This is a genomic window from Azospirillum halopraeferens DSM 3675 (assembly GCF_000429625.1).
Lineage (GTDB): Bacteria > Pseudomonadota > Alphaproteobacteria > Azospirillales > Azospirillaceae > Azospirillum > Azospirillum halopraeferens.
Genome location: NZ_AUCF01000001.1, coordinates 593,339 through 619,986 on the forward strand (window position 1 = coordinate 593,339; position 26,648 = coordinate 619,986).

General features: G+C 70.9%; 25 protein-coding genes. 11 read left to right on the forward strand and 14 right to left on the reverse strand.

The features are described 5' to 3' along the window. The first annotated feature begins 35 nt into the window (after positions 1-35). From argH to lysA, 3 genes are read left to right on the forward strand one after another with little or no spacing between them, the layout of a single operon-like run. Complete coding sequence (gene argH / locus G472_RS0102830) at positions 36-1,448, forward strand: argininosuccinate lyase (protein ID WP_029007162.1); 1,413 nt, start codon at positions 36-38, stop codon at positions 1,446-1,448. Then, positions 1,445-1,660, forward strand: coding sequence for a hypothetical protein (locus tag G472_RS0102835; protein ID WP_035690723.1), 216 nt, complete (start codon positions 1,445-1,447; stop codon positions 1,658-1,660). Before argH ends, G472_RS0102835 begins: the two co-directional genes overlap by 4 nt. After that, on the forward strand, positions 1,657-2,919 hold the full coding sequence (gene lysA / locus G472_RS0102840) for a diaminopimelate decarboxylase (protein ID WP_029007164.1): 1,263 nt from the start codon (positions 1,657-1,659) through the stop codon (positions 2,917-2,919). The genes G472_RS0102835 and lysA overlap by 4 nt, the downstream gene beginning before the upstream one ends. A gap of 40 nt (positions 2,920-2,959) precedes the next feature. On the opposite strand, the gene G472_RS0102845 is transcribed toward lysA, so the two are convergent. From G472_RS0102845 to cobD, 8 genes are all read right to left on the reverse strand, one after another. Further along, positions 2,960-3,199, reverse strand: a complete 240-nt coding sequence (locus G472_RS0102845; RefSeq protein WP_029007165.1) for a hypothetical protein — start codon at positions 3,197-3,199, stop codon at positions 2,960-2,962. 164 nt (positions 3,200-3,363) lie between these two features. Beyond that, positions 3,364-4,188 carry an ABC transporter permease gene (locus tag G472_RS30900; RefSeq protein WP_051340224.1) on the reverse strand — a complete coding sequence of 275 codons (825 nt, stop codon included), beginning with the start codon at positions 4,186-4,188 and terminating at the stop codon, positions 3,364-3,366. Continuing rightward, positions 4,185-5,117: an ABC transporter permease gene (locus G472_RS0102855; protein ID WP_029007166.1), complete on the reverse strand. Its 933-nt coding sequence runs from the start codon at positions 5,115-5,117 to the stop codon at positions 4,185-4,187. The genes G472_RS30900 and G472_RS0102855 overlap by 4 nt, the downstream gene beginning before the upstream one ends. Next, entirely contained in the window at positions 5,117-6,601 is a 1,485-nt protein-coding gene (locus tag G472_RS0102860) for an ABC transporter substrate-binding protein (RefSeq protein ID WP_169732764.1), read from the reverse strand. Before G472_RS0102860 ends, G472_RS0102855 begins: the two co-directional genes overlap by 1 nt. A gap of 229 nt (positions 6,602-6,830) precedes the next feature. After that, entirely contained in the window at positions 6,831-7,328 is a 498-nt protein-coding gene (locus G472_RS37855) for a ribbon-helix-helix domain-containing protein (protein ID WP_169732765.1), read from the reverse strand. A gap of 70 nt (positions 7,329-7,398) precedes the next feature. Then, a complete protein-coding gene (locus G472_RS38635) occupies positions 7,399-8,454 on the reverse strand; it encodes a helix-turn-helix transcriptional regulator (protein WP_029007169.1) in 1,056 nt (351 codons plus the stop codon). Positions 8,455-8,637: 183 nt separating this feature from the next. Beyond that, complete coding sequence (locus tag G472_RS0102875; RefSeq protein WP_245593366.1) at positions 8,638-9,930, reverse strand: sensor domain-containing diguanylate cyclase; 1,293 nt, start codon at positions 9,928-9,930, stop codon at positions 8,638-8,640. Between the two features lie 138 nt (positions 9,931-10,068). Beyond that, positions 10,069-11,109 (reverse strand): threonine-phosphate decarboxylase CobD, encoded by a 1,041-nt coding sequence (gene cobD, locus G472_RS0102880; protein ID WP_035690725.1) that lies wholly within the window; start codon positions 11,107-11,109, stop codon positions 10,069-10,071. A 42-nt stretch (positions 11,110-11,151) separates the two neighbouring features. Here cobD and cbiB point away from each other — a divergent pair, with 42 nt between their 5' ends. The 4 genes from cbiB (at position 11,152) to G472_RS0102900 (ending at position 15,038) form a co-directional block, all read left to right on the forward strand. Then, positions 11,152-12,114 (forward strand): adenosylcobinamide-phosphate synthase CbiB, encoded by a 963-nt coding sequence (gene cbiB / locus G472_RS0102885; protein ID WP_029007172.1) that lies wholly within the window; start codon positions 11,152-11,154, stop codon positions 12,112-12,114. A gap of 107 nt (positions 12,115-12,221) precedes the next feature. Beyond that, the gene (locus G472_RS0102890; RefSeq protein ID WP_029007173.1) at positions 12,222-13,217 is read left to right on the forward strand and encodes a hypothetical protein; all 996 of its coding nucleotides are present in this window, start codon (positions 12,222-12,224) and stop codon (positions 13,215-13,217) included. A gap of 23 nt (positions 13,218-13,240) precedes the next feature. Continuing rightward, positions 13,241-14,266: a hypothetical protein gene (locus G472_RS0102895; protein WP_029007174.1), complete on the forward strand. Its 1,026-nt coding sequence runs from the start codon at positions 13,241-13,243 to the stop codon at positions 14,264-14,266. A 52-nt stretch (positions 14,267-14,318) separates the two neighbouring features. Next, entirely contained in the window at positions 14,319-15,038 is a 720-nt protein-coding gene (locus G472_RS0102900; protein ID WP_029007175.1) for a protein tyrosine phosphatase family protein, read from the forward strand. Positions 15,039-15,042: 4 nt separating this feature from the next. On the opposite strand, the gene G472_RS0102905 is transcribed toward G472_RS0102900, so the two are convergent. Beyond that, positions 15,043-16,827 carry an ABC transporter ATP-binding protein gene (locus G472_RS0102905; protein ID WP_245593367.1) on the reverse strand — a complete coding sequence of 595 codons (1,785 nt, stop codon included), beginning with the start codon at positions 16,825-16,827 and terminating at the stop codon, positions 15,043-15,045. 264 nt (positions 16,828-17,091) lie between these two features. Between G472_RS0102905 and G472_RS30905 the strand changes: the two genes are divergently transcribed. Further along, a complete protein-coding gene (locus G472_RS30905; protein WP_245593368.1) occupies positions 17,092-17,949 on the forward strand; it encodes a patatin-like phospholipase family protein in 858 nt (285 codons plus the stop codon). A 28-nt stretch (positions 17,950-17,977) separates the two neighbouring features. Here G472_RS30905 and G472_RS30910 read toward each other — a convergent pair whose 3' ends face one another. Together G472_RS30910 and G472_RS39370 are read right to left on the reverse strand one after the other, a co-directional pair. Continuing rightward, positions 17,978-18,226, reverse strand: a complete 249-nt coding sequence (locus G472_RS30910; protein WP_035690727.1) for a hypothetical protein — start codon at positions 18,224-18,226, stop codon at positions 17,978-17,980. A gap of 44 nt (positions 18,227-18,270) precedes the next feature. After that, positions 18,271-18,447: a hypothetical protein gene (locus G472_RS39370; RefSeq protein WP_169732766.1), complete on the reverse strand. Its 177-nt coding sequence runs from the start codon at positions 18,445-18,447 to the stop codon at positions 18,271-18,273. A 165-nt stretch (positions 18,448-18,612) separates the two neighbouring features. On the opposite strand from G472_RS39370, the gene G472_RS0102925 reads away from it, so the two are divergent. After that, the gene (locus G472_RS0102925) at positions 18,613-19,092 is read left to right on the forward strand and encodes an RT0821/Lpp0805 family surface protein (RefSeq protein WP_245593369.1); all 480 of its coding nucleotides are present in this window, start codon (positions 18,613-18,615) and stop codon (positions 19,090-19,092) included. Positions 19,093-19,114: 22 nt separating this feature from the next. Here G472_RS0102925 and G472_RS0102930 read toward each other — a convergent pair whose 3' ends face one another. Next, positions 19,115-19,882 (reverse strand): porin, encoded by a 768-nt coding sequence (locus tag G472_RS0102930; protein WP_029007178.1) that lies wholly within the window; start codon positions 19,880-19,882, stop codon positions 19,115-19,117. A 201-nt stretch (positions 19,883-20,083) separates the two neighbouring features. On the opposite strand from G472_RS0102930, the gene G472_RS30915 reads away from it, so the two are divergent. Continuing rightward, positions 20,084-21,925, forward strand: coding sequence for a potassium/proton antiporter (locus G472_RS30915; protein ID WP_051340225.1), 1,842 nt, complete (start codon positions 20,084-20,086; stop codon positions 21,923-21,925). A gap of 12 nt (positions 21,926-21,937) precedes the next feature. Here the strand turns inward: G472_RS30915 and G472_RS30920 are convergent, their stop codons facing one another. Further along, positions 21,938-23,743 (reverse strand): putative bifunctional diguanylate cyclase/phosphodiesterase, encoded by a 1,806-nt coding sequence (locus G472_RS30920; RefSeq protein ID WP_245593370.1) that lies wholly within the window; start codon positions 23,741-23,743, stop codon positions 21,938-21,940. Between the two features lie 308 nt (positions 23,744-24,051). Here G472_RS30920 and G472_RS0102945 point away from each other — a divergent pair, with 308 nt between their 5' ends. Next, positions 24,052-26,043, forward strand: a complete 1,992-nt coding sequence (locus G472_RS0102945) for a tetratricopeptide repeat protein (RefSeq protein ID WP_029007179.1) — start codon at positions 24,052-24,054, stop codon at positions 26,041-26,043. A 375-nt stretch (positions 26,044-26,418) separates the two neighbouring features. Here G472_RS0102945 and G472_RS38640 read toward each other — a convergent pair whose 3' ends face one another. After that, positions 26,419-26,577 carry a hypothetical protein gene (locus tag G472_RS38640; RefSeq protein ID WP_156926963.1) on the reverse strand — a complete coding sequence of 53 codons (159 nt, stop codon included), beginning with the start codon at positions 26,575-26,577 and terminating at the stop codon, positions 26,419-26,421. Positions 26,578-26,648 lie beyond the last annotated feature (71 nt).

Sequence of the window (26,648 nt, forward strand, 5' to 3'; positions counted from 1 at the left end):
CTCACCCCCATCCCGATTCGTCCGGTCACCCAGCCATGAGCGCCGACAGCACCAAGCCGACCTCCCCCGCCGCCAGCCAGATGTGGGGCGGCCGCTTCGCCCGCGGACCGGCCGCCATCATGGAGCGCATCAACGCCTCCATCGGCTTTGACCGGCGTCTCGCCGCCCAGGACATCGCCGGCTCCAAGGCGCACGCCGCCATGCTGGCCCGCCGGGGCATCATCACGCAAGCCGATGCCGACGTCATCCGCGACGGACTCGACCGCGTGGGACAGGAAATCGACTCCGGAACCTTCGTCTTCAAGACGGAGCTGGAGGATATCCACATGAACGTGGAGGCCCGCCTGGCCGAACTGGTGGGCGAGCCGGCCAAGCGGCTGCACACCGCGCGGTCCCGCAACGACCAGGTGGCGACCGATTTCCGCCTGTGGGTGCGCGACGCCATCGACCGCACCGACGCCGGTTTGCAGGCGCTCCAGGCCGCCCTGATCGACCTGGCGGAGCGGCACGCCGACACGGTGATGCCCGGCTTCACCCACCTGCAGGCGGCCCAGCCCGTCACCTTCGGCCACCATCTGCTGGCCTATGTGGAGATGGCGGGGCGCGACCGCGGTCGCTTCCGCGACGCGCGCGCCCGGCTGAACGAGTGCCCGCTGGGCTCCGCCGCCCTGGCCGGCACGCCGTTCCCCATCGACCGCCACGCCACGGCCGCCGACCTGGGCTTCGACCGGCCGACGGCCAATTCCCTGGACGCCGTCTCCGACCGGGACTTCGCGCTGGAGTACCTGGCGGCAGCCTCGATCTGCGCCATGCACCTGTCGCGCTTCGCCGAGGAAATCGTGCTGTGGTGCTCCGACCAGTTCCGCTTTGTGCGGCTGTCGGACGCCTTCACCACCGGCTCCTCCATCATGCCGCAGAAGAAGAACCCCGACGCGGCGGAGCTGGTGCGGGCCAAGGCCGGCCGGGTGATCGGCGCGCTGGCCGGCCTGCTGGTCGTCATGAAGGGGCTGCCGCTGGCCTATTCCAAGGACATGCAGGAAGACAAGGAGCCGGTGTTCGAGACCGACGACACCCTGGCCCTGTGCATCGCCGCCATGGAGGGCATGGTGCGCGACATGATGCCGCAGCCCGCGGCCATGCGCGCCGCCGCCGAGCGCGGCTTCCTCACCGCCACCGACCTGGCCGACTGGCTGGTCCGGGTGCCGGGGATGCCCTTCCGCGAGGCGCATCACGTCACCGGCCGCGCCGTCAAGCTGGCGGAGGACGGCGGTAAGGGACTGTCCGACCTGACGTTGGACGAGCTGCGGTCGATCGAGCCGCGCATCACCGGGGAGGTCTACCAGGTGCTCACCGTCGAAGCCTCCGTCGCCAGCCGCACGAGCTTCGGCGGCACCGCGCCCGACCGCGTGCGCGAGGCCGTCCGGGCCGCGCGGGAGCGGTTCCTGTGATCCCGCGTCTCACCCACCGCCGCGCCGTCGGGCTGGCCATGGGCCTGCTCGTGGTGGCGCTCGCCCTGTCGCTGGGGGCCTGCGGCAAGAAGCCGGACTTCGTCGACCCGCCGCAGGGGCGCGACGCCGACCGCTTCCCCGGCACCTATCCCGATCCCGCCACCCTCAACCCGCGGCCGGGCGAGCTGGCGCCCGGAGTGAAGTTCCCATGAGCGTGTTCACCTACCGCAACGGCGTCCTGCATGCCGAGGACGTCGCCCTGCCCGCCATCGCCGACGCCGTGGGCACGCCCTTCTACTGCTACTCCCACGCCGCGCTGACCGCCGCCTACCGGTCCTACGCCGACGCGTTCGAGGGGCAGGACGCGGCCGTCTGCTATGCGGTCAAGGCCAACTCCAACCTCGCCGTCATCCGCACCTTCGCCGACCTCGGGGCCGGCGCCGACGTGGTGTCGGAAGGGGAGATGCGCCGGGCGCTGGCGGCCGGCGTGCCGGCGGAGCGCATCGTGTTCTCCGGCGTCGGCAAGACGCGGGGCGAGATGCGGGCGGCCCTGGAGGCCGGCATCCACCAGATCAACGTGGAGTCGGTGCCGGAGCTGGAGGCGCTCAGCGAGGTCGCCACGTCCATGGGGGTGGAGGCCCCCATCGCCATCCGGGTCAACCCCGACGTGGACGCCGGCACCCACGCGAAGATCGCGACGGGCAAGAAGGAGAACAAGTTCGGCATCGACTGGGACCATGCGCGCGAGGTGTACGGCCGCGCCGCGGCACTGCCCGGCCTGGCACCGCTGGGCATCGCCGTGCACATCGGTTCCCAGCTCACCGACCTCGCCCCCTTTCGCGCGGCGTACGAGCGGGTGGTGGAGCTGCTGCACGCCCTGCGCGCCGACGGCATCGACATCCGCCGCCTCGACCTGGGCGGCGGGCTCGGCATCCGTTACCGCGAGGAATCGCCGCCGGACCTGACGGCCTATGCGGGCATGGTGCGCTCCATCACCGGCAACCTCGGCTGCCGCGTGACGCTGGAGCCGGGGCGGTCCCTGGTGGGCAATGCCGGCATCCTGGTGGCCCGGGTGATCTTCGTGAAGCAGGGGCTGCACCGCCGCTTCCTGATCGTCGACGCGGCCATGAACGACCTGATCCGCCCGACGCTGTACGACGCCTACCATGCCATCGTGCCCGTCCGGGAACCGGGGCCGAACCCCGACATCGCCCCCATCGACGTGGTCGGGCCGGTGTGCGAGAGCGGCGACACCTTCGCCCTGCAACGGCCCCTGCCGGCCATGGGTGCCGACGAACTGGTGGCCTTCCACTCCGCCGGGGCCTACGGCGCGGTGATGTCCTCCACCTACAACACCCGGCCCCTGGCGCCGGAGGTGCTGGTGCGCGGCGATGCCTTCGCCGTGGTCCGCCCCCGCCCCTCCATCGAGGCCATGCTGGCCGCCGAGCGCATGCCCGACTGGCTGGCCTGACCGGTGCGGGCGGGCATGACCATGCCGGGTTCCGGGTGTATCAGTGTCCCGCCCTGCGCCGCACAGGATCGTTGAAGACGGTGATCTGCACCTGCCCCAGGCCGCTCGACACGCTCATGTAGACGTCCTGCGCGTCGAGTTCGGCCGGCGGGTCCAGCGTCCTGATGCACAGGTTCTTGCGGGCGATCAGCTCCGCCAGCACCGCCTCGGCGAGGCGGGCGACCGTTTCGTCGTTCATGGTGTCGAACGCCATTGCCGCCGGTTCGGACATGGTTCCCATCGTGCCGCTCGTCATCCGTGCAAGCTGCCGGCATCTTCGGTGCGCCTCGCCGGTTCGGACACGCGCTTGCCGCGAGTCCCAGGGTGCGACGGAAAACCGGTGCAATGCAATGCCGGCCGAGGATGCTCGGCCACCATCTTACGGATGGGGTCGCGGCAGGCGCCTCATGCACCCGACGGGGACACCGGCCGCCGTCCGTCCATCTCCGCCGCCCGATCGGCCGCGAGATGGCAAACCAGGGCAATGGCGAAGACCGTGACCATCGGTGCAACCGCCAGAATCGGTGCCCTTTCCAAGGCCGCCAACCCGTCGCGGATCAGACCGCCCAGCGTCGGGTCCGGAGCACCGAGTCCGAGGAATCCCAGGGACGCCTCAACCAGTATGGCCGTGCCCACCAGCGCCGCCGCCCGGTTCAGCATCAACCCCCGGATGGCGGGAAGTACGTGGACCCTGGCGACGTGCCATCCCGAAGCGCCGGACGCGACGGAGGCGTGGACATAGCCTTCGGCCAGCGTCGCGAGCACCGCCGCCCGCGCCAGGCGGACGATGGTGGGAAAGGACGCCAGCGCCAGCGCCCCGGTAACGCCGACGGCGCCGCCGCCCAGCACCGCCGCGGCCACCATGGCCAGCAGCAGCCGCGGGACGGCCGCAACCACGTCCGCTGCCCAAGACAGCACCGCGTCCGCAATCCCGCCCGCGACGCCGGCGGCGATTCCGACAAGGACACCGCCGGCGGTGGCCAGCGCCACCGCGGCCAGCGAGACGGTGAGCGATGTGCGGCACGCCGCAAGCAGCCGGGCCAGCATGTCGCGCCCGAGCGCATCGGTGCCAAGCCAGTGCGCCGCCGACGGCGGTTGCATCGCCGCCAGCAGGTTGGTGTGGGTCGGGTCCCAGGGCATCAGCCCCTGAATCGCGGGCAGAACCAGGACGAAGACGGCCACCGCCGCCACGATGCCTGTAGGGTAGCGGCCCCGCCGCCGCGTCGTCACGGGGTGGTTCCCGTCCCGATGCCGCTGCGCCGGCGCGGGTCGATCCAGGCCGCCAGCAGGTCGGCGGTCAGCATGGCGGTGGCATAGACCACCGCACCGCAAAGGACGACGGCGACCGCCAGCGGATGATCGCGGGCCCGCATCGCCTCGACCGCAAGTCGGCCCAGCCCGGGGATGGCAAAGATCTCCTCCACCACCGCGCTGCCGCCGATGAACGCGCCGGCCAACAGGGCGAAGATGGTCAGCAGGGGGCCGGCGGCGTGCGGCATGGCATGCCGGACGATCACGGCTGTCGGCCCCAGGCCCTTGGCCCGCGCCTGACAGATGAAGGGGCGCTCCAGGACGTCGACCAGCAGGGCGCGCGTCCAGCGCCCCACATGCCCGATCGCCGGCAGCGCCAGCACCAGCGTGGGCATGATCGCATGCGCGGGCTTTCCCCAACCGAGCGGCGGCAGCACACCCAGGGACACGGCGCCGATATGGATCGCCAGCGCCGCGGCAACCGGCAGCGGCGCTGCCAGGCAGGCGACCATGAGAAGGGTGATCACCCGGTCGACCGCCCGCCCCCGGTGCAGGGCGGCCAGCACTCCGGCCCCCATTCCCGTCGCCGCGGCGACGAGCAGGGCGCCGGCCACAAGCGCCAGTGTCACCGGCAGAGCCTCGGCGATGAGGGCGAGCACCGGCGTGTCGGCGTAGCGGACGGACCTCCCCAGGTCTCCCTGCAGCAGTGCGGCCACCTGGCGAAGCACCTGTAGCCAAAGCGGTGCATCCGCCCCGTCCACCGCCAGGGTTGGATGAACCGGCCGGTCGTGCAGCGCAAGGGCCGGCGAGCCGCCGGGCGACAGCCGGACGGCCAGCGCCGCCAGCACCCCCACGGACCCCAGCAGGGCCAGCCAGGCGCTCAGGCGGTGGACGGCCAGCGCAAGCATCAGTTCGGCTTCACCGCGCCGGCGTTGCGCCCGAAGCACAGGGCGCCGGCCGGAGTGAGGCAGACCGGCGGCCCGTCCGGCCGCGTCAGCAGTACATAGGACGGCGTGTACAGGGGCACCGCCGCCACATGGTCCCGCAGGATGCGGTCGATGGCCGCGTAGAGGGTGTGGCGGCGATCCTCTTCCAGGGTGACGCGCGCCTCCTCGATCAGGGCATCCACCTCCGGGTGGGCGAAGCGCGATACGTTGAACGGGCTGGTGGAATGCCACAGGGGCCCCAGAACGCTCATCATCTCGGGATAGTCGGCGGTCCAGCCGCCGAGGAACAGCGGGAGTTCGCCGGCCGTTGCGGCGGCCAGATAGGCGCTGCGTTCCATGATCCGCACCCCGACCGGCCGGCCGAGGACACTGCCGACACGATCGGCCAGATAGGACAGCTCATTGCGGTGCACGCTGATCCCGGCGATCTCCAGAGGCGGCAGCGGAGTGCCGGATATCGTGCCGGGAGGGGTGGCGGGCGCGGGTGCCGCCGCCTCTCCCACCCGCTCGCGGTTCGCGGCGTGGCCGGCGAGTCCGGGAACGGTGAAGCCCGACAGGGGCACCGCCGCCTCGGCATACAGTGCGCGGCCCAGCCCGGCGGAGTCGACGGCAGCGGCGATGGCGGCACGCACGTCCCGGTCGGCGAAAGGCGGATAGCGGCTTCCGTTCAGCCCGAGATACCGGAACTGGACGCGCCGGAACAGGAGCGCCCGGTCCCGGTAGCGCGGGTTGCCCAGCACCCGGCCCACACCGTCATCGGACACCACCGCCACATCCAGCATCCCGGCGTCATAGGCGTTCAGAACCGCGTCGATCCCGGTCAGCACGGCATAGCGCACCGCGTCGACCGGCGGCGGGGCACCCCAGTATCCGGGGGCCGCCGCCAGATGCAGGGACACGTTGGGGGTCCAGCGCTCCAGGCGGAACGGCCCGGTTCCGGCGGAACGGTGGCGGTGCCAGTCGGGATCGTTCCGTGCCACGGACACGTCGAAGATGTACATGGGATAGCCGGCGAACAGGGCATCCGGTCCCGTCAGGGTGATCTCCACCGTGTCGGCGTCGACCACCTCCACACCGCTCAACCCCTGCGCCGTACCCGCGGTCAGTTCCGCGGCGCCGGCCACGTTGCGCAAGAGAAAGGCGAACAAACCGGGCCGGCGGCCCGGCCGCAGGATCTCCTCCAGGCTCTCCTTCACCGCCGTGGCATCAAGCGGCCGGCCGGTGTGGAAACGCACGCCGTCGCGCAGGTGGAAACGCCAGACGCGCCCATCCTCCAGCCCTTCCCAGCGCACCGCCAGGGCAGGCTGTGGCCGGCCTTCCGGCCCCGGTGCCGTCAGCCCTTCATAGACAAGGTCGAGCACCTGGAAGCCGACCTGCCCGAACAACCCCGACGGATCAAGGGTCGGCGGGTCATTCGCAAGATTGACGTCGATACCCCGCGCCACCGACACTCCCGGAGCGCACAGGAATGCAACCACCATCACAGCGCGCAGTAAGCCGCTCAGGAACCTCAGAGAAGCGCAGCGAATGCCCATATATTCAACTTACCGTTCATCGGGTTCACGCCTTCACGCCCTCCGGGCTTCTTGCCGGGCGGGTGTGACGGCGTGAATATCATAGGATGAACGGCAGCGGTAGGACCGGAATTGACACAGCATCAGCCGGTCCGCAGGGTCAGGCGAAGCGGACACCATCCTCGTGCAGGCCGGGCAACGGATGAATGCGGCCGCGCAGGCCGGACGACACCGCGCCGGCACCGACCACGCCATCGCAGGGCCAGGTGTCGGGATCACCTGCACCGTCGCGGACATGAAGAAGAATATAGACCCGCAGAGCCGCTTCGATCCGCTCCCGCGCTGCCGGTTCGGCATCGACCGTGGTCGTCGTCGCGACCTCCCGGACGATCCGCCCCGTCGTGCTGTCCCGGTCGTGCGCGATGCGATCGAGCACGTCCCAGAGATAGGCGCTGATGCGGATCACCGTTCGGCGGCCGTTGACGACGATGGTCCGGCTGATCTCTTCCTCACCGTCGAGAGCATCCATCGCGGCATCAAGAATGCTGGACATGGCCTGTGCCTCCCGATCGGACCGGCGCGAAGCGTTGCCGATCCCTGTGTTGTTTCCCGCCGGCGGTTGCACCCGGTACGACCCGCCGGTCTTGCGGGCCCGCACCTGCACTCTCTGGCATGCACACCACCGACCTCCTATCGAGTCCTCTTTGCCCACAGAAACCTGAACGGCCCTATGGCTGAATTCGCGGCCGGAAGAACAGGGCCAGACGCGTGACCAGCCTGACCAGATCGGGCTGCCGGCCGATATCCATCTTGGCGAACACGGTTTGAAGCTGCGTGCGAACGGTGTTGAGTGACGTTCCATACTTCTGGGCAACCTGCTCCGGACGATCCCCCTGGCCTATGGCCAGGGCGACCCGGGATTCGGCCGGCGTCAGGCCGTACATCGTCGTCAGCGCAGATGCCGGGACGTCTGCCGTTTCATGGGGATCGAACACGCTGACCATCGCCATTCCCGCCCCGCTCCGATCCGTATGAACGGAGAACGGCGCCACCTTCACCAGATACTCGTCCTGTTGCTCGCCGCTGACCCGCAGAAGATCGAAGCCATTCGGATCGCCGTTCGCCAGCACCGCGGCGAGTTTCGTATAGAAATCATCGTTCTCCGCCGGCATCCTGAACCGGATGCGGCCGCCCATGAGCCCGAATGCGGTGGACTCTCCCAGCATCGCCCTCATGGTGCTGTTTGCGTCCACCAGAATGCCCGACGCCGTGATGACCGCGACCCCGCCGGAATTGGCGTCCAGTGGATTGGACGTCAGCCCCCCCAACGCACCGAGCCAGGCGCGCGGACCGAGAAGCGGACCCGAACCGCGCAAGGACTGCGCCAGCTTGTCCGTGATGTCCACGCGGCAGAGGTAGGATCCGGTGCCGGCCAGAACCTCATGGGTCACCAGGTATATCCGTCCGTCGGGATACTCCTTCGTAAACTGCGCGAAGCGGTGATTGCGCCGGAACTGCTGGGCCTGCGATAGCCAGGCGTCCGGCTCGCGGTAAGGCTCGGGCCCGATGAACCGGCGGTGCTCCAGCGACGCACGGAAGACGTCCGCATACGTGGGCGACCGCGAAAAGTCGAGAAACGAGAATACTTTCGAATTCCTCTCGTTCGAGTGGCAAACCCGATCCTCATGATCGAACACCATGAGCGCGGCCCCGGTGGCATTCGCATTTTCAATGATGAGTTGCGTTGCGCTCATGGTGGTCGCCGAACGGGGTGACACGCTCATCTTCTGTATTCCTTTCACGGCCCCGGCGTCATACAGCAAACGCAGTATGGACGGACGAATTCCACCTGCAAGACCGCAGTTGGCGAAACGGACCGCCGGAGTCCGGAGAAAGAGTCTCGGGAGACGGGTTGAAGACACGCGATAATAATCGCTTGGATGGCGCCGGGAGCCGTCCGCCTGCCGTCACATCCCCGGTTCGTACGGGACAACCCGGTTGCGGCCTTCCCGCTTTGCGCGGTAGAGGGCGAGATCGGCGCGGTGAATGGCCTGATCGAGGGTGTCGCACCCCCCCTCCACCCCCGCAATGCCGATGCTGACGGTCACGTGGAAGCGTCCATTCGGGCCGGCGATGCCCAGGCGCGCCAGGTAGCGGCGCAGGCGCTCGGCGACGACGCGCGCTTCGTCCACGGTGGTGCCGGGAAGGCAGACCATGAACTCCTCCCCGCCCAGGCGGCCGAGGATGTCGTACTCGCGCAGGATCGACTGGCAGGCGCCGGCCACCGCCCGCAACGCGTCGTCACCGACGGCGTGCCCGAAGCTGTCGTTGACCGACTTGAAGTGGTCGACGTCGAGAACGAGAACCGACATGGGCTGGTGAAAGCGGCTGGACCGTGCCAGCGCCTGCCGGGACATCTCCATGAAGGAGCGGCGGTTGTAAATGCCCGTCAGCGGGTCCCTGGATGCCATGTCACGCAGCGCCTCCTCCATGTTGCGCCGCTCCGTATAGTCGTAGATCCAGGCGAGGTTGACCTCCACCCCCTGTATGACGGCCTGGTTCACCGAGAACAGCGTCCAAAAGGCGGAGCCGTCGGCGCGCCGGAACTGCACCTCCATGTTGAGCACTGAGCCGGAGCCCTTCAACTCCTCGACGACCCGGCCGCGCTGGTGGTCATCCACATAATAGTCGCGGGCGCGCGAGCCGACGATGCGATCGCGCGGCAGCCCCACCAACTCGGCGAACCGGGTGTTGGCGAACTGGATGATTCCGGTGTCGCGCCGCGAGACGGACACGCCGATGGGACTCTGTTCCAGTATGACGTCGAGGCGGGCGTCGTCAGGCGCGTCCTCCATCGCGTGGATGACCCCGGCGATCGCGCCGGCGTCCGCGGCGTCCCGGAAGACCGCCTTGCGGGCGGTGCGGTGGCGGGGGGCGTCGGTGAAGACATGCAGGGCATAGGTCACGCCGTCGGGCCCGGTGAACGGCCCCGCGACCTCGTTCAGCCGCACACCCGTTCCGTCGGGACGCGCGAAACAGCGTTGATGGCCGCCGTCCGCGGACGGTCCGGCATCAGCGGCGTCCCACCCAAGCGCCGCCAGGTCGCTGCCGGCCAGCGCGCCGGGTGCGCGTCCGAGCAGCGCGTGCAGGGATGGATTGGCGTAAGCGATCCGACCGGACGGATCGGCGATGCAGACACCCGCCGGAAGGGCGTCAAACATCACCCATGCGCTTTGCCAGCCGGCCTCGACACGGGTCATCGGCGCCATCATGGGGGCAATCGTGTCCAACATCTGCCGATTTTGCACATCGTTTTGTATGACCGCAATCGGGCTATCGGCTTACGCGTAGCGACAATGGCGAAATCCATCACCGGTGTGCCATTCTGTCGCGGATGATTAGCCCCCGAAGCACGTTCCGGCGGCTCGCACGACATCCGAGAGCCGAACCGCAGCGTCTTCGTCGGCGGGCAGGCCCAGGCGCAGCAGGTCCGGGCGGTCGGGAAATCGGCGGACCAGTATGCCCGCCCGGCCAAGCGCCCTGTACAGGGCCGGTGCGCGGGCATCGCGGATCAGGCGGAACAGATCGGTCCCGCCGTCCACCACCAGCCCGCCGCCGGTCAGCCGGCGGTCCAGGGCGGCCGACGCATCGGCCAGCCGGCGTCGCGTCGCCTGCGCCCAGGCATCATCCTCCAGCGCCGCGGTGCCGATGGCCAGCGCCGGGCCGGCCACGGCCCACGGCCCGACCGCGGCACGCACCGCCGCCGCCAGCACCGGCTCCGCCAGCGCGAATCCGAGGCGCACCCCGGCCAGTCCGTAGAACTTGCCGAACGACCGCAGCGCCACCAGCCCCTGCCGCTCCCCCGCCGCCGCGGCCACGGACGCGGCGGGGGCCACATCGGCGAACGCCTCGTCGACCACCAGCCAGCCGCCGCGGGCCGCCTGCCGCTCCGCCACGGCCAGAATTTCGTCGGGCGGCACGATGCGGCCGTCCGGGTTGTTGGGGTTGACGACGACGACGACGTCCGCATCCCCCGCGTCCGCCACCGCCGCCACGGTCGCCACCGCGTGGCCGGCGGCGGCCCAGCCGCGGGCGTGCTCGGCATAGGTGGGGCCCGCCACGGCGACGCGGCCGGGCGGGCGCAGCCGCGGCAGCACCTGGATCAGCGCCTGGGACCCCGGCGCCGCCGCCACCCGGTCGGGTCCGGCGGCGCCGTACCGCCGGGCGGCGGTCCGGCGCAGCCGCTCCTCCGCCGCGGCACCGGGCAGCCGGGTCCAGGCCTCGGCGGGAAGATCCGGCAGCGGATAGGGCCAGGGGTTGATCCCCGTGGACAGGTCGATCCACGGTTCGGGCGCCCCGGGGAAGGCGGCGCGCGCGGCGTCCAGGTCGCCGCCGTGCAGCACCGTTCCGCCCTTGGTGCCGTTCCCCGTTTGCGCCATGATCACCCTCCCCGCCCGCCGCACCGAATCCCCGGAGTCCCCGTGGACGCCCATCTGTCCGTCCTTGCCGCCGCCCTGATCATCGAGGCGGCCATCGGCTACCCGGACGCCTTGCTCGCCCGCATCGGCCACCCGGTGGTGTGGTTCGGTGCCCTCATAGACCGGCTGGACCGGATGCTCAACCACGACGACGCGGAGCCGTGGCGGCGCCGGCTTGCCGGAGTGCTGGCGCTGGCCATCCTGCTGACGGTGGTCGGCGTCGCGGCCGCCGCCGTTGCCGCGGCGGTCCGGGTGCTGCCGGGCGGCTGGCTGCTGGAGGCGGCGCTGGCCTCCGCCCTGCTGGCTCAGCGCAGTCTCTACGATCACGTGTTCGAGGTGGCCCACGCCCTGCGTCTGGGCGGGCTGGAGGGCGGGCGGGCGGCGGTGGGGCGCATCGTCGGCCGCAACCCGGCCACCCTGGACGAGCACGGGGTGTGCCGGGCCGGCATCGAGAGCCTGGCGGAGAACTTCTCCGACGGGATCGTGGCGCCGGCGGTCTGGCTGGCGATCGGCGGCCTGCCGGGCATCGCGCTGTACAAGGCCATCAACACCGCCGACAGCATGATCGGCCACCGCACGCCGCGCCACAAGAGCTTCGGCTGGGCCGCCGCCCGCCTGGACGACCTGGTCAACCTGCCCGGCTCCCGCCTGTCGGCGCTGCTGATCGCCGCCGGGGCGCGGCTGACGCCGGGGGCCGACGCCGGCGCCGCCCTCGCCTCGGTGCGCCGGGACGCCCGCCGCCACCGCTCGCCCAACGCCGGCTGGCCGGAGGCGGCGATGGCCGGCGCGCTCGACCTGCGCCTGGGGGGCCCGCGCACCTACGGCGCCACCCGGATCATGGACGCCTGGATGGGCCCCGGCCGCACCGCCGCCACGCCCGCCGACATCGACCGGGCGCTGGCCGTTTACGTGCGGGCCTGCGCCGTGCTGCTGGGCGCCGCGGTGGTGCTGGCGGCCCTGCTCTGAGCGGAACCGGGCGGCGGCGGATCGCACTTATGTCGCAGGGACGGCCATTGCGCACCGGCGCCCGCCCGCCTAGGGTGGCATGTCCCTTCCTGCCCAATTCCGACCGGATGTCCCGCTCCAACGACTTCGCGCAGGCGTTCGCCGCCGCTCACGCCGACCTCGGCCTTGCCCGCGTCTCGGTCACCCACATCCTGCAAAGAATTGCCGAGGACCCGGCCTTCCTGTTCGGGGAGGAGTTGCGGAGCTTCGGCGGCCAGTGCCCGGTGCACGCCGGCACCAACCCGGAGGACCGCGACAAGGTCGCCGTCAACACGCTGCTGGCGTTCCTCTTCCACGGGCTGAAGACGTTCATGGAAACCCACCTGCCCGCCGACGGCGCGGGCAGCATCCCGCTGGTGCCGCCGCCCCGCTCGCCGTACCGGGAGGCGCTGGCCGACCCGGCGGCGCGCGCCGCGGCGCCGCCGGAGGTGCTGGTCTCCTACCTGCGCGACAGCACCTGCCATCTCCTGGACGAGGTGATCACCCGCTGGGCGGCCGAGGTGCTGGCGGAGGAGGAGCGCTGCCGGCAGCAGGGCGGCGGTTCCATCACCACCGTCGCCGCGGCCAGCTTCGTGCTGCGCACGATCCTGGAGGGATCGGAGCTGTACCAGCGTGCCGGGTACGACATGCTGTCGATCACCAAGACCGGCAGCCACACCGCCATCCACATCTGCTGGTCGCTGGTGGAGGCGGCACCGCTGCTGGTGCCGGGCCGCGACGCCGCCTTCTACGACGATCTGGTGCGGCGCAGCCTGAAGCAGGTGGTGCCCCTGTCGGTGTCCAGCCTGGGCATGCTGGTCCACTACATGGAGGCCAGCGGCATGGAGCCGCCGGACGGTCTGGCCATCCACCTGCTGCCCAAGGACCAGACCGCCTTCGCCCTCGACGACGCCGGACTGATCCGTCTGCGCGCCGCGCCCATCACCCCGTTCCGCAAACCGGACGAGCAGCATTACACCGGCTGCCCCGCCTTCTATGTGCCGGGCCTGATCAAGCTCTACATGGACACGGTGGCATCCATCGCCCGGGACCACGGCGTCTACGCGCGCCTGGCCGAACGCTGATCCGCCACCGTCGCGCCACCGCCATGACCCGCCCCAACGACTTCGCCCAAGCCTACCTCGCCGCCCACGCCGAGGCCGGGCTCACCCGCATTTCGGTCGCCCACATCCTGCACCGCATCGCCGCGGAGCCCGGCTACCTCTTCGATCCGGAGTTCAGCCGGCTGGCCGGCCAGTGCCCGGTGCGCCACGATACGCGGCAGGAGGATCCGGAGAAGGTGGTGGTGAACACCACGCTCGCGGTGCTTTATGATTCGCTGCGCCGCTTCATCGTCGGCCGGCTGCCGCTGGACGCCGAGGGGCGCCTGCGCCTGCCGCCGCCGCCGGAAAGCCCTTATGGCGTCCATCCCGACGATACCGCGGCGCTGGCGGGCCTGTCGGCGGAGGACCTGTGCGCCTTCCTGCGCGATTGCACCTGCCACCTGCTGGACGCCCTCATCACCCGCTGGGCGGCCGGCGTGCTGGCGGAGGAGGAGTCCTGCCGGCAGGCCGGCGACGGCATCACCGCCGGCGCCGCCGCCAGCTTCGTCCTCGCCCGCATGCTGGAGACCTCCGCCCTCTACACCAAGAGCGGCTACGATCTGCTGTCGATCACCAAGACCGGCAGCCACACCGCCCTGCACGTCTGCTGGAGCCTGGCCGAAGCGGCGCCGCTGCTGCTGCCCGGCCGCGACGCGGCCTTCTACGACGCCCTGGTCCGGCGCAGCCTGAAGCAGGTGCTGCCGCTGTCCATGGGCAGCCTGGGCATGCTGGTGCGCTACATGGAAGGCAGCGCCATCGAAGCGGCCGACCACCAGGCCACCCACGTGCTGCCGCTGCACCAGGGCGCGTTCGTCCTGAACGACGGCGGAGGCGAGCCGTTCATCCGCCTGTCCACCGCACCCATCGTCCCCACCGCCAAGCCGGGGGAGCAGCACTACACCGGCTGCCCCGCCTTCTACGTCACCGGCATGATCGAGCTGTACATGGAGATCGTGCTGGCCGCTGCGGCGGCGTACGGGGTGTGGGACCGCCTGCAGGACCGCACCGCGCCGGCCGCGCCGCGCACTTGACGGACGCGCCGCACTCCCTATGTTGGCGGCCTGCCGCAATGCGAGGTGATCCTTGGCGAAGAAGTGGTTGCTGCGCCGTTACGCCGCCGGCCTGTCGGACGGCATCAAGCGCAGCCGGGCGACGATGGCGACACCGTGGCAGCGCGCCCTGGGGCACCTGGAATCGGTCTTCATCGACCACGCCTGCTTCCGGCTGATCTACGCCAACCTGCACCGCCTGTCGCCGCGCATGTACCGGTCGAGCCAGCCGTCGCCGGTGCATGTGCGCCGGGCCGCCGCGGCGGGCATCCGCACCATCGTCAACCTGCGCGGACACCGCGACTGCGCCTCCTACATCCTGGAGGGGGAAGCCTGCGCCGCCGCCGGGGTGGTGCTGGAGAACTTTCCCGTGAACTCCCGCGACATGCCGAAGAAGGAGACGCTGCACGCCGCCCGCGCCCTGTTCGAGCGGATCGAGTATCCGGCGCTGATGCACTGCAAGTCCGGCGCCGATCGCGCCGGCTTCATGGCGGCCCTCTACCTCTTCATTCATGAAGGCGTGCCGCTGGAAACGGCGACCCGCCAGCTCCACTGGAAGTACGGCCACTTCAAGCAGGCGAAGACCGGCATCCTCGACTATTTCTTCGAGCTGTACGCCGCCTACAACGCCCGCCATCCCATCGATTTCTGGGACTGGGTGGACCGGGTCTACGACCCGGTGCAGGCCAAGGCCGACTTCCGCTCCCGCCAGTGGGCGGACACGGTCGTCGACCGGCTGCTGGCGCGGGAGTAGCCGCTCACCCCGCGGCCACCCCCTCCTCGCCGAACTGCAGGCGGCACAGCCGGGCGTAGGCGCCGCCGGCCGCCAGCAGGGCGTCGTGGGTGCCCTGCTCCACCACCTGGCCCTGCTCCATCACCACGATGCGGTCGGCGGTGCGCACGGTGGCCAAGCGGTGGGCGATTACCAGAGTGGTGCGCCCCTGCGTCAGCCGGTCGAGCGCCGCCTGCACCAGCCGCTCGGATTCGGAATCCAGGGCGCTGGTCGCCTCGTCCAGCAGCAGGATGGGCGCATCCTTGAGGAAGGCGCGGGCCAGGGCCAGGCGCTGGCGCTCGCCGCCCGACAGCTTCAGGCCGCGGTCGCCGATCACCGTGTCGTAGCCCTCCGGCAGGGCGGCGATGAAGTCGTGGGCCGCCGCCGCCCGGGCCGCCGCCTCGATGGCTCCCGGATCGGCGTCCGGGCGGCCGAAGGCGATGTTGGCGCGCACGGTGTCGTTGAACAGCACCGTGTCCTGGCTGACCACCGCCACCGCCCGGCGCAGGCTGGCCAGCGTCACGTCGCGCACGTCCTGCCCGTCGATCAGCACCCGCCCGCCGGTCACGTCGTAGAGGCGCGGGATCAGGTTGAAGACCGTCGATTTGCCGGCCCCGCTGCGCCCGACCAGCGCCACCCGGCTGCCGGGGGGCACATCCAGCGTCAGGTCCTTCAGGGTCGCCGCCCCCTCCTCGTACGCGAACTGCACGCCCTCCAGCCGGATTCCCGCCCGCTCCACCCGCAGCGGCACGGCACCGGGCCGGTCGGCGATGGCGGGCTTGCGGTCGATCAGCTCGAAGATGCGCTGGGCCGCCGCCAGCCCCTCCTGAAGCGCGGTGTTCAGGGTGCCGATGGCACGCACCGGCTGGGCGGCGATCAGCAGGGCGCCGATGAAGCCGGTGAATTCCCCCACCGTGCCGGCACCGGTGGCCATCCGCCACCCGGCGAAGGCGATGACCGCAGCCACCGCCACGCCGCCCAGCACCTCCAGCATCGGATCCAGGCGGGAGCGCTGGCGGGTCGCCTTCATGGTGAGGGCGTAATTGGCCTCGAACGCGTCGGCCGCGCGGCGGCGCTCGTAATCCTCGAGGTGGAAGGTCTTGACCATGCGCGCGCCGGCCAGGCTCTCGGTCAGCAGCGAGGTCATGTCGCCGACCTGCGCCTGGGTCTGGCGCGACACCCGGCGCAGGTGGCGGCCGATGCGCACGATGGGAATGGCCGCCAGCGGGTAGAGGACGAAGACGATCAGCGACAGCAGCCAGTCCAGGTAGAACATGGCGCCGACCAGCGCCACCACCGTCAGGATGTCGCGCACCAGGCCGGTCAGCGTCCGGGTCAGGGCGTTGCGGATCTGCTCCACGTCGTTGATGAAGCGCGACGTCAGGGTCCCCGTGGGGGCCGCCTGAAGCTGGGCCAGGTCGGCGGTCAGCAGGTGCCCGAACATGGCCATGCGCACGTCGGTGATCACGCGCTGCACCACCGCGGCGGTCATCACCGTCTGGGCGTAGAGGGACACCGCCTTCAGCGTCGTCACCGCGATGATGGCGGCGGGGACCAGCAGCAGCATGCGCGGGTCCTGCGCCTCGAACATGGTGTAGGACTTCTCGATCAGCAGCGGGTAGGCGCCGGTTGTCGCGGCCACCACGCCCATCAGCAGGATCGCCAGCACCAGCCGGCCGCGGTAGGGGCGGATGAACTGCCGCCACATGCGCAATGCCAACTCTTCGGTGGCCGCATCCAGGCGCAGCCGCTCTGCCTTCTTCGTGGTCACGTCGGTGCCTTCCATCCGGGATGCGATGGCAATACCCGACCCGTGCCGCGCTTGTCCACCGACGGCGGCCGTTAACCGCTCCTTGATCCCCCTTTGGTCATAATGGGGGCGAAAACCCTTTCTCCGTTCGGCGGAGGGCGGCATGGCGATGGATGGCTCAACGGTGCGGATACGGCCGCGCATCGGCGTGGCGCTGGGCGGCGGCGTCGCCCGCGGTTGGGCGCACATCGGAGTGTTGCGGGCGCTGCTGCGGCGCGCGGCGTCGTGCCGGACGTGGTCTCCGGCTCGTCGGTGGGGGCGCTGGTGGGCGGCTGCCACCTGGCCGGCCAACTGGACACGCTGGAAGGCTGGGCGCGCGGCCTGACGCGCCTGAAGATCGTCTCCTACCTGGACCTGCGGCTGCGCAACGGCGGCGGCCTGATCGGCGGCAACCGGCTGGTGGCGGAGATGCGCCGCCATCTGGGATCCACCCGGATCGAGGACCTGCCCTGCCCCTTCGTCGCCACCGCCACCGACCTGTTGAGCGGGCACGAGGTGTGGCTGCAACGGGGTGATCTGGTGGATGCGCTGCGCGCCTCCATCTCCCTGCCCGGCGTCTTCCCGCCGGCGTCGGCGGACGGGCGTTGGCTGGTGGATGGAGCGCTGGTGAACCCGGTTCCCGTGTCGTGTTGCCGGGCCCTGGGCGCACAGGTGGTCATCGCCGTCAACCTGGCAGCGGACGTGCCGGGCAAGGCTCGCCGGCCGGGCACAAACCTGCCGACCGCGGCCGGCTTCGACCTCACGGACCTGCTGGACGGACGGACGCCGGATGGACCGGCCATCTCGCCCATGGGCGCCCTGGCCAAGCGGATCTTCCGGCGTGATTACGACGGGCCCAGCGTGTTCGGCGTGATGGTGTCGGCCCTGGGCATCATCACCGACCGCATCACCCGCTCGCGCCTGGCGGGGGAGCCGCCGGATGTCCAGGTGGCACCCCGCCTGGGGCACGTCGGCCTGCTGGAGTTCGACCGCGCCGACGAGTGCATTCGCGAGGGCGAAGCGGCGGTGGAACGGGCCATGCCGGACATCGTGGACGCCCTCGCCGTGTTCGGCGGAGCGCCACGGGAACCGCATCCGGCCTGACCCGCCCCATCCGTCCCGCCGGGGGTCGTCAGTCGAACAGGTTCTCGCCGGGCACCGTGCCGGGCCGGGTCAGCGCCCCGGTGGCCGCACCGGCCGCACCGCCGATCAGCGCTCCGGTGCCGACATTGCCGCCGGTGGCACCACCGATCAGTGCGCCGCCGGCGGCACCGATGCCGCCGCCGTACAGAGCCCGGCGCTGCTGCGTGTTCATGTTCTCGCACGCAGCGGTGGCGAACAACATGAGGCCGAGAAGAACGGCCGCGAAGCCCTTAATCATCACGATCTCCCTGGATGGTCCGACAGGGCGGATGCAAGCCGCCGTCAGTCGATCATGTCGCCGAGAACGGCGCCGCCGGCACCGCCGATCACCGCACCGCGCGGTCCGTCGACCGCATAGCCGCCCGCCGCCCCGGCGGTGCCTCCGACGACGCCGCCGGTGGAGCAGGCCGCAAGCATCAGCAGGGCCGCGGCGGCTCCGATCAATCGCAGATGGGTCATGTCCTTACTCCGCAAAAGCGTGGATTCCGTCGGTAAACACCGCGAGGCCCCGGATTGCTCCCCGGATTCGATCATGCCGCCCGCGGATTCGCGGTCCGCACATCGGAACTTCGGGATGCGGGGCCGGTTTGCCGGGCAGACCAAGCCGCAACGGAGGAACGGACGATGAGGATGCTCGGCAAGACGACGGCCTGCGCCGTGCTCGCCCTGTCCCTGGCCGCGTGCGAAGGAGGAGGCTTCGGCGGCATGACCACCGGGGAGACCGTCGGGACGCTCGGCGGCGCCGCCGGCGGCGCGCTGCTCGGCTCGCAGATCGGCAGCGGTACCGGCCAGATCGCCGCGACCGCGGTCGGCACACTGCTCGGCGCCTACGCCGGTCGCGAGATCGCCCGCCACTTCGGGCAGACCGATCGCACCCGCGCGCACTCGGCGGAACAGCAGGCAGTGGCTCAGAACTCCACCGTAAGCTGGAACAACCCGCAGTCGGGCTATGGCGGAACGGTGCAGCCCCTCGACACCTACCGCAACGCCAGCGGCCAGCTCTGCCGCGAATACACCCACACCATCAATGTGGAAGGCCGCACGGAAGCGGCGCGCGGCACCGCCTGCCAGCAGACGGACGGCACCTGGCGCCTTGCCGCGTGACGGCGCGCACCCGGGGCGGGGCTCAGAACGCGATGCGGGTACCCAGGCGCAGGACGGTGGTCTCCTCCTCGGACCGTGTCCGGGTAACGGCCGCCGTCACCGCCACGCCCGGGGTCAGCCGGTACCGTACGCCGGTATCCCATCCGCCGGAGGACGGTGTGCCGTCCTCCAGCGTTCCCGCCATCTGACCCCGCACGCCCCAGGAGCCGGTCTCATAGGCGATGCCGGCGCTCCAATTGCGGCGGGTGACCTCGGGCACGGTCTGCTCCCGCACCGCGCCGCCGAAGGAGAGATGCCGCCAGGTCACCGCGCCGCCGGCCATCAGCGAACGCAGGGGTGCCGCCAGCAGCGGGTTGCGTGCCCGTCCCCGCACCCCCCCGACGGTGAAATCCAGAGCGGCGCCCCGCAGATGGGTGGCATGGCGGACCGCGCCCTCGATCACGTGGCGGGCGTCGCCCAGGCTGGCACCGAATACGGTGGGTGCATAGCTGACGCCCACCTGAAGGTCGCCGAAGGGTGACACCAGATAGGTGGCTTTGGCCGCCTCGCCGCTGCCGATCCCCTGGCGTGGCCAGAAGCGGGTGGCGGGTCCCGTCACCATCAGACGGGCCGGCGCTCCCGCCGTTTCGCCCACTTCCAGTGCGCCCCATGCGCCGTCCAACCGAACGAATCGGTCGGCGAACCCGAGCCCCGAGGCGGCAGCGGACCCCGCTGCGACGACACCGTGCAGCGCGACGATCGCGCCGATCAGGGAAGGAAGCGCCCGGCCGGCGCGCGTGGTGGGTGCCACGGGATCAATCTCCGTATTGGTTCCGTCGCCCGCCATAGCAGGTTGGGGTGGGGTGCGGCTGCGACAAGACCTCTGCCGCCGTGACAACCGCGCTCACGGCCGGGCCGATGCGAAAGCCTTGCTTGCGGCGCAGCAATCGGGTGGACTCAACCGGTTGGCGCCGCCCCGGCGGGCGGCCGAAGGCAGGCGGGTGCGGGGGCGATGGAGGCGGCGAGCTATTTCATCCTGGTGGGATCGACGCTGCTGATCGCCAGCATTCTGACCAGCTACGTCGCCATGCGGGTGGGCACGCCGCTGCTGCTGATCTTCCTCGCCGTCGGCCTGCTGGCCGGCGAGGACGGGATTGGCCGCATCTATTTCAGCGATGCGCCGATGGCCTTCCTCATCGGCTCCATCGCCCTGGCCGTCATCCTGTTCGAAAGCGGGTTCGACACTCCCATCCACAGCTACCGCACCGCTGCGTGGCCGGCGCTGACGCTGGCCACGGTCGGGGTGGCGCTGACCACCGGCATCGTCGGCGTGGCAGCCCACTGGCTGCTCGGTCTCGGCTGGGTGGAGGCGTTGCTGGTGGGGGCGGTGGTCAGCTCCACCGACGCCGCCGCGGTGTTCTTCCTGCTGCGGGTGGGCGGCATCACCATCCGTGAACGGGTGCGATCGACCCTGGAGATCGAATCCGGCAGCAACGACCCCATGGCGATCCTGCTGACCGTCATGCTGGTGGAACTGGCCACCACACCGGAGGCGGGCACACCGACGGGCATCGCGCTGATGTTCGCGACACAACTCGGCGGGGGTGCGCTGGGCGGTATCATCGGCGGCGCGCTGCTGGTCGCCTTCATCAACATGGCGCGCCTGGAGTCGGGCCTGAACCCGGTGGTGTCTCTGACCTTCGCCCTGTTCGTCTTCGCCGCTACCAACGTGCTGGGAGGGAGCGGCTTCCTGGCCGTCTACGTCGCCGGCCTGGTCGCCGGCAACCTGCCGCTGCGCGGGGCGCAGGGCCTGCGGCGCTTCCACAGCGGCCTGACCTGGCTCAGCCAGATCGTCATGTTCGTGATGCTGGGCCTGCTGGCGACGCCGCGCACCTTCGGCGAGGTGGCGCTGGCCGCGGTGGCGCTGGCGGTGGTGCTGATGCTGGTGGCGCGGCCCCTGGCGGTGTGGCTGTGCCTGCTGCCCTTCCGCTTCACCACCAACGAGACGACCTTCATCGGCTGGGTCGGTCTGCGCGGCGCGGTGTCCATCCTGCTGGCCCTGGTGCCCATCCTGGGCGGCCTGCCCAACGGGCAGGAGATCTTCAACACCGCCTTCCTCGTGGTGATCGTATCGCTGGTGGTGCAGGGCTGGACCATCCGCCCCATGGCGCGCTGGCTGCGCCTGATCGTGCCGCCGCGCACCGCCCCGGTCGAACGCGTCGAGCTGGAGCTGCCCGGCGAGGCGGAGCACGAGCTGGTGGCCTACACCGTCCACCCCGCCTGCGCGGTGGCCCGCGGTCAGCGCCTGCCGCGCTGGGCCCGGCCATCGCTGGTGATCCGCGAGGGGCGCGTGGTGCCGCTGCACAAGGCGCGGCCGCTGCAACCGGGCGACCGCGTCTACCTGTTCATCGCGCCGGACCGGCTGGCCCTGCTCGACAAGCTGTTCGGCGGTACCCGCCCGCTGACCCAGGACGACCGTGACTTTTATGGCGATCTGGTGCTCCTGCCCGACGTCACCGTGGGGCAGTTGGCGGAGCTGTACGGGCTGCCCCTGTCACTGACCAACGCGGAACGGACCCTGCGCGACCTGTTCGATGCCGAGTTCAGCGGCGCCTTCGAACCGGGTGACCGCATCCGCATGGGCGGCGTGGAGCTGATCGTCCGGGACGTGGAGGACGGCGCGCTCACCTCGGTCGGCCTGGCGCTGGAACCGGCTGTCCCGCGCCACCGCCTGGTCGGCCCGCGAACGGCGTTTGCCCGTCTGCACGAGCGTCTGCGCGACCGCTGGCGCCGCGCCGCCTTCCGCCGCTGGGAACGACGCGAGAAGCGGCGCCAACACTCCCGCGGGGAATGACGGCCGGTTCGCTCAGCCCTGCGCCGCGCCTCCCGGGGCGATGCCGGCCCGGGCGCGCACCAGGTCGGCGAAGGCGTCGGGGGGCATGGGCCTGCCGAACAGATAACCTTGCAGCAGGTCGCAGCCGATGGCGGTCAGGAAATCCTTCTGCTCCTCCAACTCGACACCTTCGGCGACGGTGCTGAGGCCGAGACCGTGTGCCATGCCGATGGCGGCACGGACCAGGGCCGCGTTCTTCGTGTCATGGGGAACGCCGATGATGAAGGCGCGGTCGATCTTCAGCTTGGCGACGGGCAACTGCTGAACGTAGCTGAGCGACGAGTAGCCGGAGCCGAAATCGTCGATCGCCGCCTGCACGCCGATGCGGGCCAGTTCGCCCAGCGTGTGCACCGCGGCCTTGAGATCGCGCACCGCCGCCTGCTCGGTGATCTCCAGGCCGAGGCGCCCGCGCAGGCACGGGTGCGGGGCCAGAAGCTCCTCCAGCCGGTGGGTGAGGTTGCCGCGCAGGAACTGCTGGCCGGAGATGTTGACGAAGACGCGGTCGGGCAGCACGCCGTCGCGGTCCCAGGCGATCATGTGGCTGATGACCCGGGTGAACACCCAATCGGTGATCGGAACGATCAGCCCGCTTTCCTCGGCCACCGGAATGAACTCCGCCGGGGAGATCGGGCCCAGCGAATGGTGGTTCCAGCGCAGCAGCCCCTCGGCGCTGACGACGGTGCCGGTGCGGCCGTCGACGATGGGCTGGAAGACCATGTGCAGCTCGTCCCGCTCGATAGCGTGGGCCAGATGCATGGTCAGCAGCATGCGCCGGGTCGCCGCCGCGGCCATTTCGGGGGTGTAGAAGCAGACGGCGTTGCCGCCGTCGTGCTGCACCGACTGAAGCGCCAGCTTGGCCTTGGCGTTCAGCTCCTCCAGCCGCTCGACGGTGCGGTCGAAGACGGCGGCGCCGATGGAGACCCGCAGGCGCACCCAGTGCCGTTCCGCGTAGATGGACGCGGTCAGCCGGTCGTGCAGCGCGTCCGCCAGGGTGCGGCCGACCTCCGCGTCGGGCACCCGCGACAGGGCGGCGAACTCGTCCGCGGCGATGCGGCAGATGTAGGTTTCCCGGGGCAGCACCTCGGTCACCCGGCTCACCAGCGCCTTCAGGGCCGCGTCGCCGACGTGGAAGCCGAACGCCTCGTTGATATCGCTGAACTGGTCGACGTCGAGGGAATAGAGGGCGTAGCACCGCTCCTCGTCGTGGGCGGCGTCGCGCAGGACCGCTTCGCACTCCTCCAGGAAGGCGCTGCGGGTGAGAACGCCGGTCAGCGGGTCGTGGCGCGCCAGGAAGCTGGCCCGCTGCTCCGCCGCCAGCCGGTCGGATATGTCGCGGATGATGCCGACGAACGCCACCTCGCTGCCCAGCCGCGCCTCGCCGACGCTGAGATGGATGGGAAAGACGGTGCCGTCCTTGCGCTTGCCCAGCGAGTCGCGGCCGATGCCGATGATCCTGGCCCGCCCCGTCTCCAGGTAGCCGTCCATGTACCGGTCGTGATCGCGCGAGAACGGCGGCGGCATCAGCGCCGTGACGGACCGACCGACCAGTTCCTCCTCGTCGTAGCCGAACTGGTTGCAGCAGGCCCGGTTGATGGACCGGATCACGCCGCGCCGGTCGGTGATGATGATGCCGTCGACAGCGGCGTCCAGCAGGGCAGCCACGAAGGGATCGCGCCGTTCGAACACATCGGTGATGCGCGCCGCGTCGGCGGCGCCGGGCCGCTCCGTCGCGTCCGGACTGTCCGGGTCCGCGATCTCCGCGGCAGGACTTGTCGACAACACCGTTCCAGTGGTCAAGGCATTACACGGGCAAGAGGTTGGTCGAGGCACCCGGTCGAGCCGGGCGGGAATTATGTACGTTCTGCGTCCCCTTTCCAACCGTTCCGCTCCGAGGACCCGGCAACCGTACGACGTCGGCTGGCAAAGATGGACTGCGTATAATGGACCGCCGCGGCCGCCGCAACAAAGCCATGACGAACGTAAGAGTTCCGCCCGTGGCGTCGCCGCCTGCGCGGCAGGCATTGCAAGCGGTCTCCGCCGGCCCATAATCGGCACCGCCCTTGTCCATCAGGCGGAATGCGGAGCCCATGGCCACTCTCCAGGAAGCGCTGAGCATCGCGCTCGACCACCAGATCGCCGGCCGCACCGCCGAGGCCGAGGAGTTGTACGGCCGCATTCTCGACGCCGCGCCGGAGGAACCCAACGCCCTGCACCTGCTGGGGCTGCTGCACGCCCAGTCCGGGCGGCTGGACCGGGCCGAGGCGCTGATCGGCCGCGCCGCGGCCCTGTGCCCCGGTGCCGGCGATGTTCACGCCAACCATGGCAAGGTGCTGCGGGCGCTGGGCCGGGACGGGGCGGCGGCGCAGGCGTTCCACACCGCCCTGAGCCTGTGCCCGGAGTCTCCGGAGCTGGCCCTGTCGCTGGTCACCCTGGACCAGGCGGCGGGACGGCACGACCGGGCGGCGGCGGCGGCGCGCCGGCTGCTGACGCTGCAGCCCGAACTGGGCGAGGGGGCGCTGCGCCTGGGCACCAGCCTGCGCCACGCCGGCGCCTTCGCGGACGCCGCCCGCTGGCTGCGCCGCGCCGTGCGCCTGCGCGCCGATACGGCGGCGGCGTGGCACCAGCTCGCCATCGCGCTGATGCGCCTGCGCGACCGGGAGGCGGTGCCGGTGTTGCGCACGGTCATCGGACTCGATCCCGCCAATGTGCAGGCCCGTCTCAATCTCGGTCGCGCCCTGCGCGATGCCGGGCGCCACGCGGACGCCGCCCTGGCGTTCCGCTCCGCCCTGGCGCTCGATCCCGGTCTCGGGGTCGCTCACGATCTGCTGGCCAAGATGCTGGCGGTGGCCGCCACCCCGGCCGAGGCCGCCGCCGTGGCCGGGCGGGCGGTGCGCGTCGAGCCGCAGGCGACGGCGACCTGGGATCTCTATGGCCGCATGCTGCGGCGGTCCGGCCGGCCGGCAGCGGCGGTGGCGGCCTTCGACCGGGCGCTGGCCCTCGACCCCGGCATGGCGGCCGCCATGGCCAACCGCGCCAATGCCATCGGCGACCCCGCCCGGATCGCCGACTGCCTCACCTGCCACGACCGTGCGGAGCGGCTGGCGCCGGACGAGCCGATGATCCGCTGGAACCGGGCGCTGGTGCTGCTGCTGGCGGGCCGCTACCGCGAGGGCTGGGAAGGCTACGAAGCGCGCTGGTCGATTCCCGGCTTCCCCACCAAGCCCCGCGGGTTTGCACAGCCCTTGTGGCAGGGCGGCGACATCAGCGGCCGCACCATTCTGCTGTACGAGGAACAGGGGCGCGGCGACGCCATCCAGTTCGTCCGATACGCGCCCCTGGTGGCGGCGCGCGGTGCCCGCGTGGTGCTGGAGGTGGGTGCGGACCTTGTGGATCTCATGCGCTCCGTGACGGGTGTGGCCGAGGTGGTTGCCCGTGGCGCGCCCCTGCCCGCCTTCGACGTGCAGTGCCCCCTGGTGAGCCTGCCTCGGGCCTTTGGCACGACGCCGGAGACCATTCCGGCCCGGGTCCCCTACCTGCACGCCGATCCCCGGCGCGCCGCGGCGTGGCGGCCGCGCCTTGCCGGACCGGGGCCGGCAGTCGGGCTGGTGTGGGCCGGCAACCCGGTGTTTCCCGGTGACAGCGTGCGGTCACCGGGTCTGCCGGCGCTGCGGCCGCTCCTGGCGGTGCCGGGGGTGCGGGTCTACGGCTTACAGGTCGGTCCCGGACGCGACGCGCTGGCGGGCTTCACGGCGCCGCCGGGCTTCACCGATCTCGGTCCGGAGATCCGCGATTTCGCCGACACGGCGGCGATCATGGCAAACCTCGATCTGGTGATATCGTCCTGCACCGCCCCCGCCCATCTGGCCGGAGCCCTGGGCGTGCCGCTGTGGGTTCTGCTGGCGCACGGACCGGATTGGCGATGGCTGCTGGAGCGTGCGGACAGCCCCTGGTATCCCACCGCCCGCCTGTTCCGCCAACCATCGCCCGGCGATTGGACGAGTGTGGCGGGAGACGCCGCGGCGGCCCTGGCTGCGTTCCGCGACGCCGGTCAGGCCCGCCGGACGTCGGGCGTGGTGTGACGGTGGCCCCGGCCCGCCGCTGAACGGGCGCGCCAGACACGGGCGCGCACCCGGATCTGTCCGCGGCACTCGGCCGAGCAGTACAGCGGCGCCGGCCCGCGCCGATTGGCGCGGTGGAACGGACGCCCGCAGCAGGCGCAATAAAGGGTGCGTTCGGTGGTGTGGGTGCGGCTCATGGCCGGTCTCGGCGTGCAGCTTCGGTCGGGGCGCGACCATAACGCCGGACTGTTACAGGATATCGTGCGGAACGCCGCGTCCCGGACAAACCGGGGATGCTCGAACAGGAGAGGAAGCGGAGCCACGCTCCGCAAGCACGGGCCGGCGTCGGACGGGCCCTTCGGCAGCCGCGCCGGCTCGTGCGGAGGGCGATATGCCCTACATGGCAGCCGGACGATGGGCCAGAGCAGCGGCCTGGAGATAGTCTTCGTCGGTGTGCGGCTTGTCTTTATCGGTCGTTGCAGGTTCCGTGTCCTGCACGGGGGTGTTGGCGGTGTCGAAGCGGGCGAGATTGTCTTTCCGGTCTTCGGCCGTCATATTAACTCCATAATCGGCTTCATTCATTTGAACGCAACGGAAATACCACACATTGCCCCCCGGGCCAAGGT

What these genes read in the sequence shown, in the direction of transcription:
- G472_RS0102945 (WP_029007179.1), top strand. Translation starts at nt 24,052, where the DNA reads ATGGCCACTCTCCAGGAAGCGCTGAGCATCGCGCTCGACCACCAGATC.
- G472_RS38640 (WP_156926963.1), bottom strand. Translation starts at nt 26,577, where the DNA reads ATGACGGCCGAAGACCGGAAAGACAATCTCGCCCGCTTCGACACCGCC.
- cobD (WP_035690725.1), bottom strand. Translation starts at nt 11,109, where the DNA reads ATGGCGCAAACGGGGAACGGCACCAAGGGCGGAACGGTGCTGCACGGC.
- G472_RS39370 (WP_169732766.1), bottom strand. Translation starts at nt 18,447, where the DNA reads ATGACCCATCTGCGATTGATCGGAGCCGCCGCGGCCCTGCTGATGCTT.
- argH (WP_029007162.1), top strand. Translation starts at nt 36, where the DNA reads ATGAGCGCCGACAGCACCAAGCCGACCTCCCCCGCCGCCAGCCAGATG.
- G472_RS0102845 (WP_029007165.1), bottom strand. Translation starts at nt 3,199, where the DNA reads ATGGGAACCATGTCCGAACCGGCGGCAATGGCGTTCGACACCATGAAC.
- G472_RS30910 (WP_035690727.1), bottom strand. Translation starts at nt 18,226, where the DNA reads ATGATTAAGGGCTTCGCGGCCGTTCTTCTCGGCCTCATGTTGTTCGCC.
- lysA (WP_029007164.1), top strand. Translation starts at nt 1,657, where the DNA reads ATGAGCGTGTTCACCTACCGCAACGGCGTCCTGCATGCCGAGGACGTC.
- G472_RS38635 (WP_029007169.1), bottom strand. Translation starts at nt 8,454, where the DNA reads ATGAGCGTGTCACCCCGTTCGGCGACCACCATGAGCGCAACGCAACTC.
- G472_RS30915 (WP_051340225.1), top strand. Translation starts at nt 20,084, where the DNA reads ATGGAGGCGGCGAGCTATTTCATCCTGGTGGGATCGACGCTGCTGATC.
- G472_RS0102895 (WP_029007174.1), top strand. Translation starts at nt 13,241, where the DNA reads ATGACCCGCCCCAACGACTTCGCCCAAGCCTACCTCGCCGCCCACGCC.
- G472_RS0102855 (WP_029007166.1), bottom strand. Translation starts at nt 5,117, where the DNA reads ATGCTTGCGCTGGCCGTCCACCGCCTGAGCGCCTGGCTGGCCCTGCTG.
- G472_RS0102875 (WP_245593366.1), bottom strand. Translation starts at nt 9,930, where the DNA reads ATGACCCGTGTCGAGGCCGGCTGGCAAAGCGCATGGGTGATGTTTGAC.
- G472_RS0102925 (WP_245593369.1), top strand. Translation starts at nt 18,613, where the DNA reads ATGAGGATGCTCGGCAAGACGACGGCCTGCGCCGTGCTCGCCCTGTCC.
- G472_RS0102890 (WP_029007173.1), top strand. Translation starts at nt 12,222, where the DNA reads ATGTCCCGCTCCAACGACTTCGCGCAGGCGTTCGCCGCCGCTCACGCC.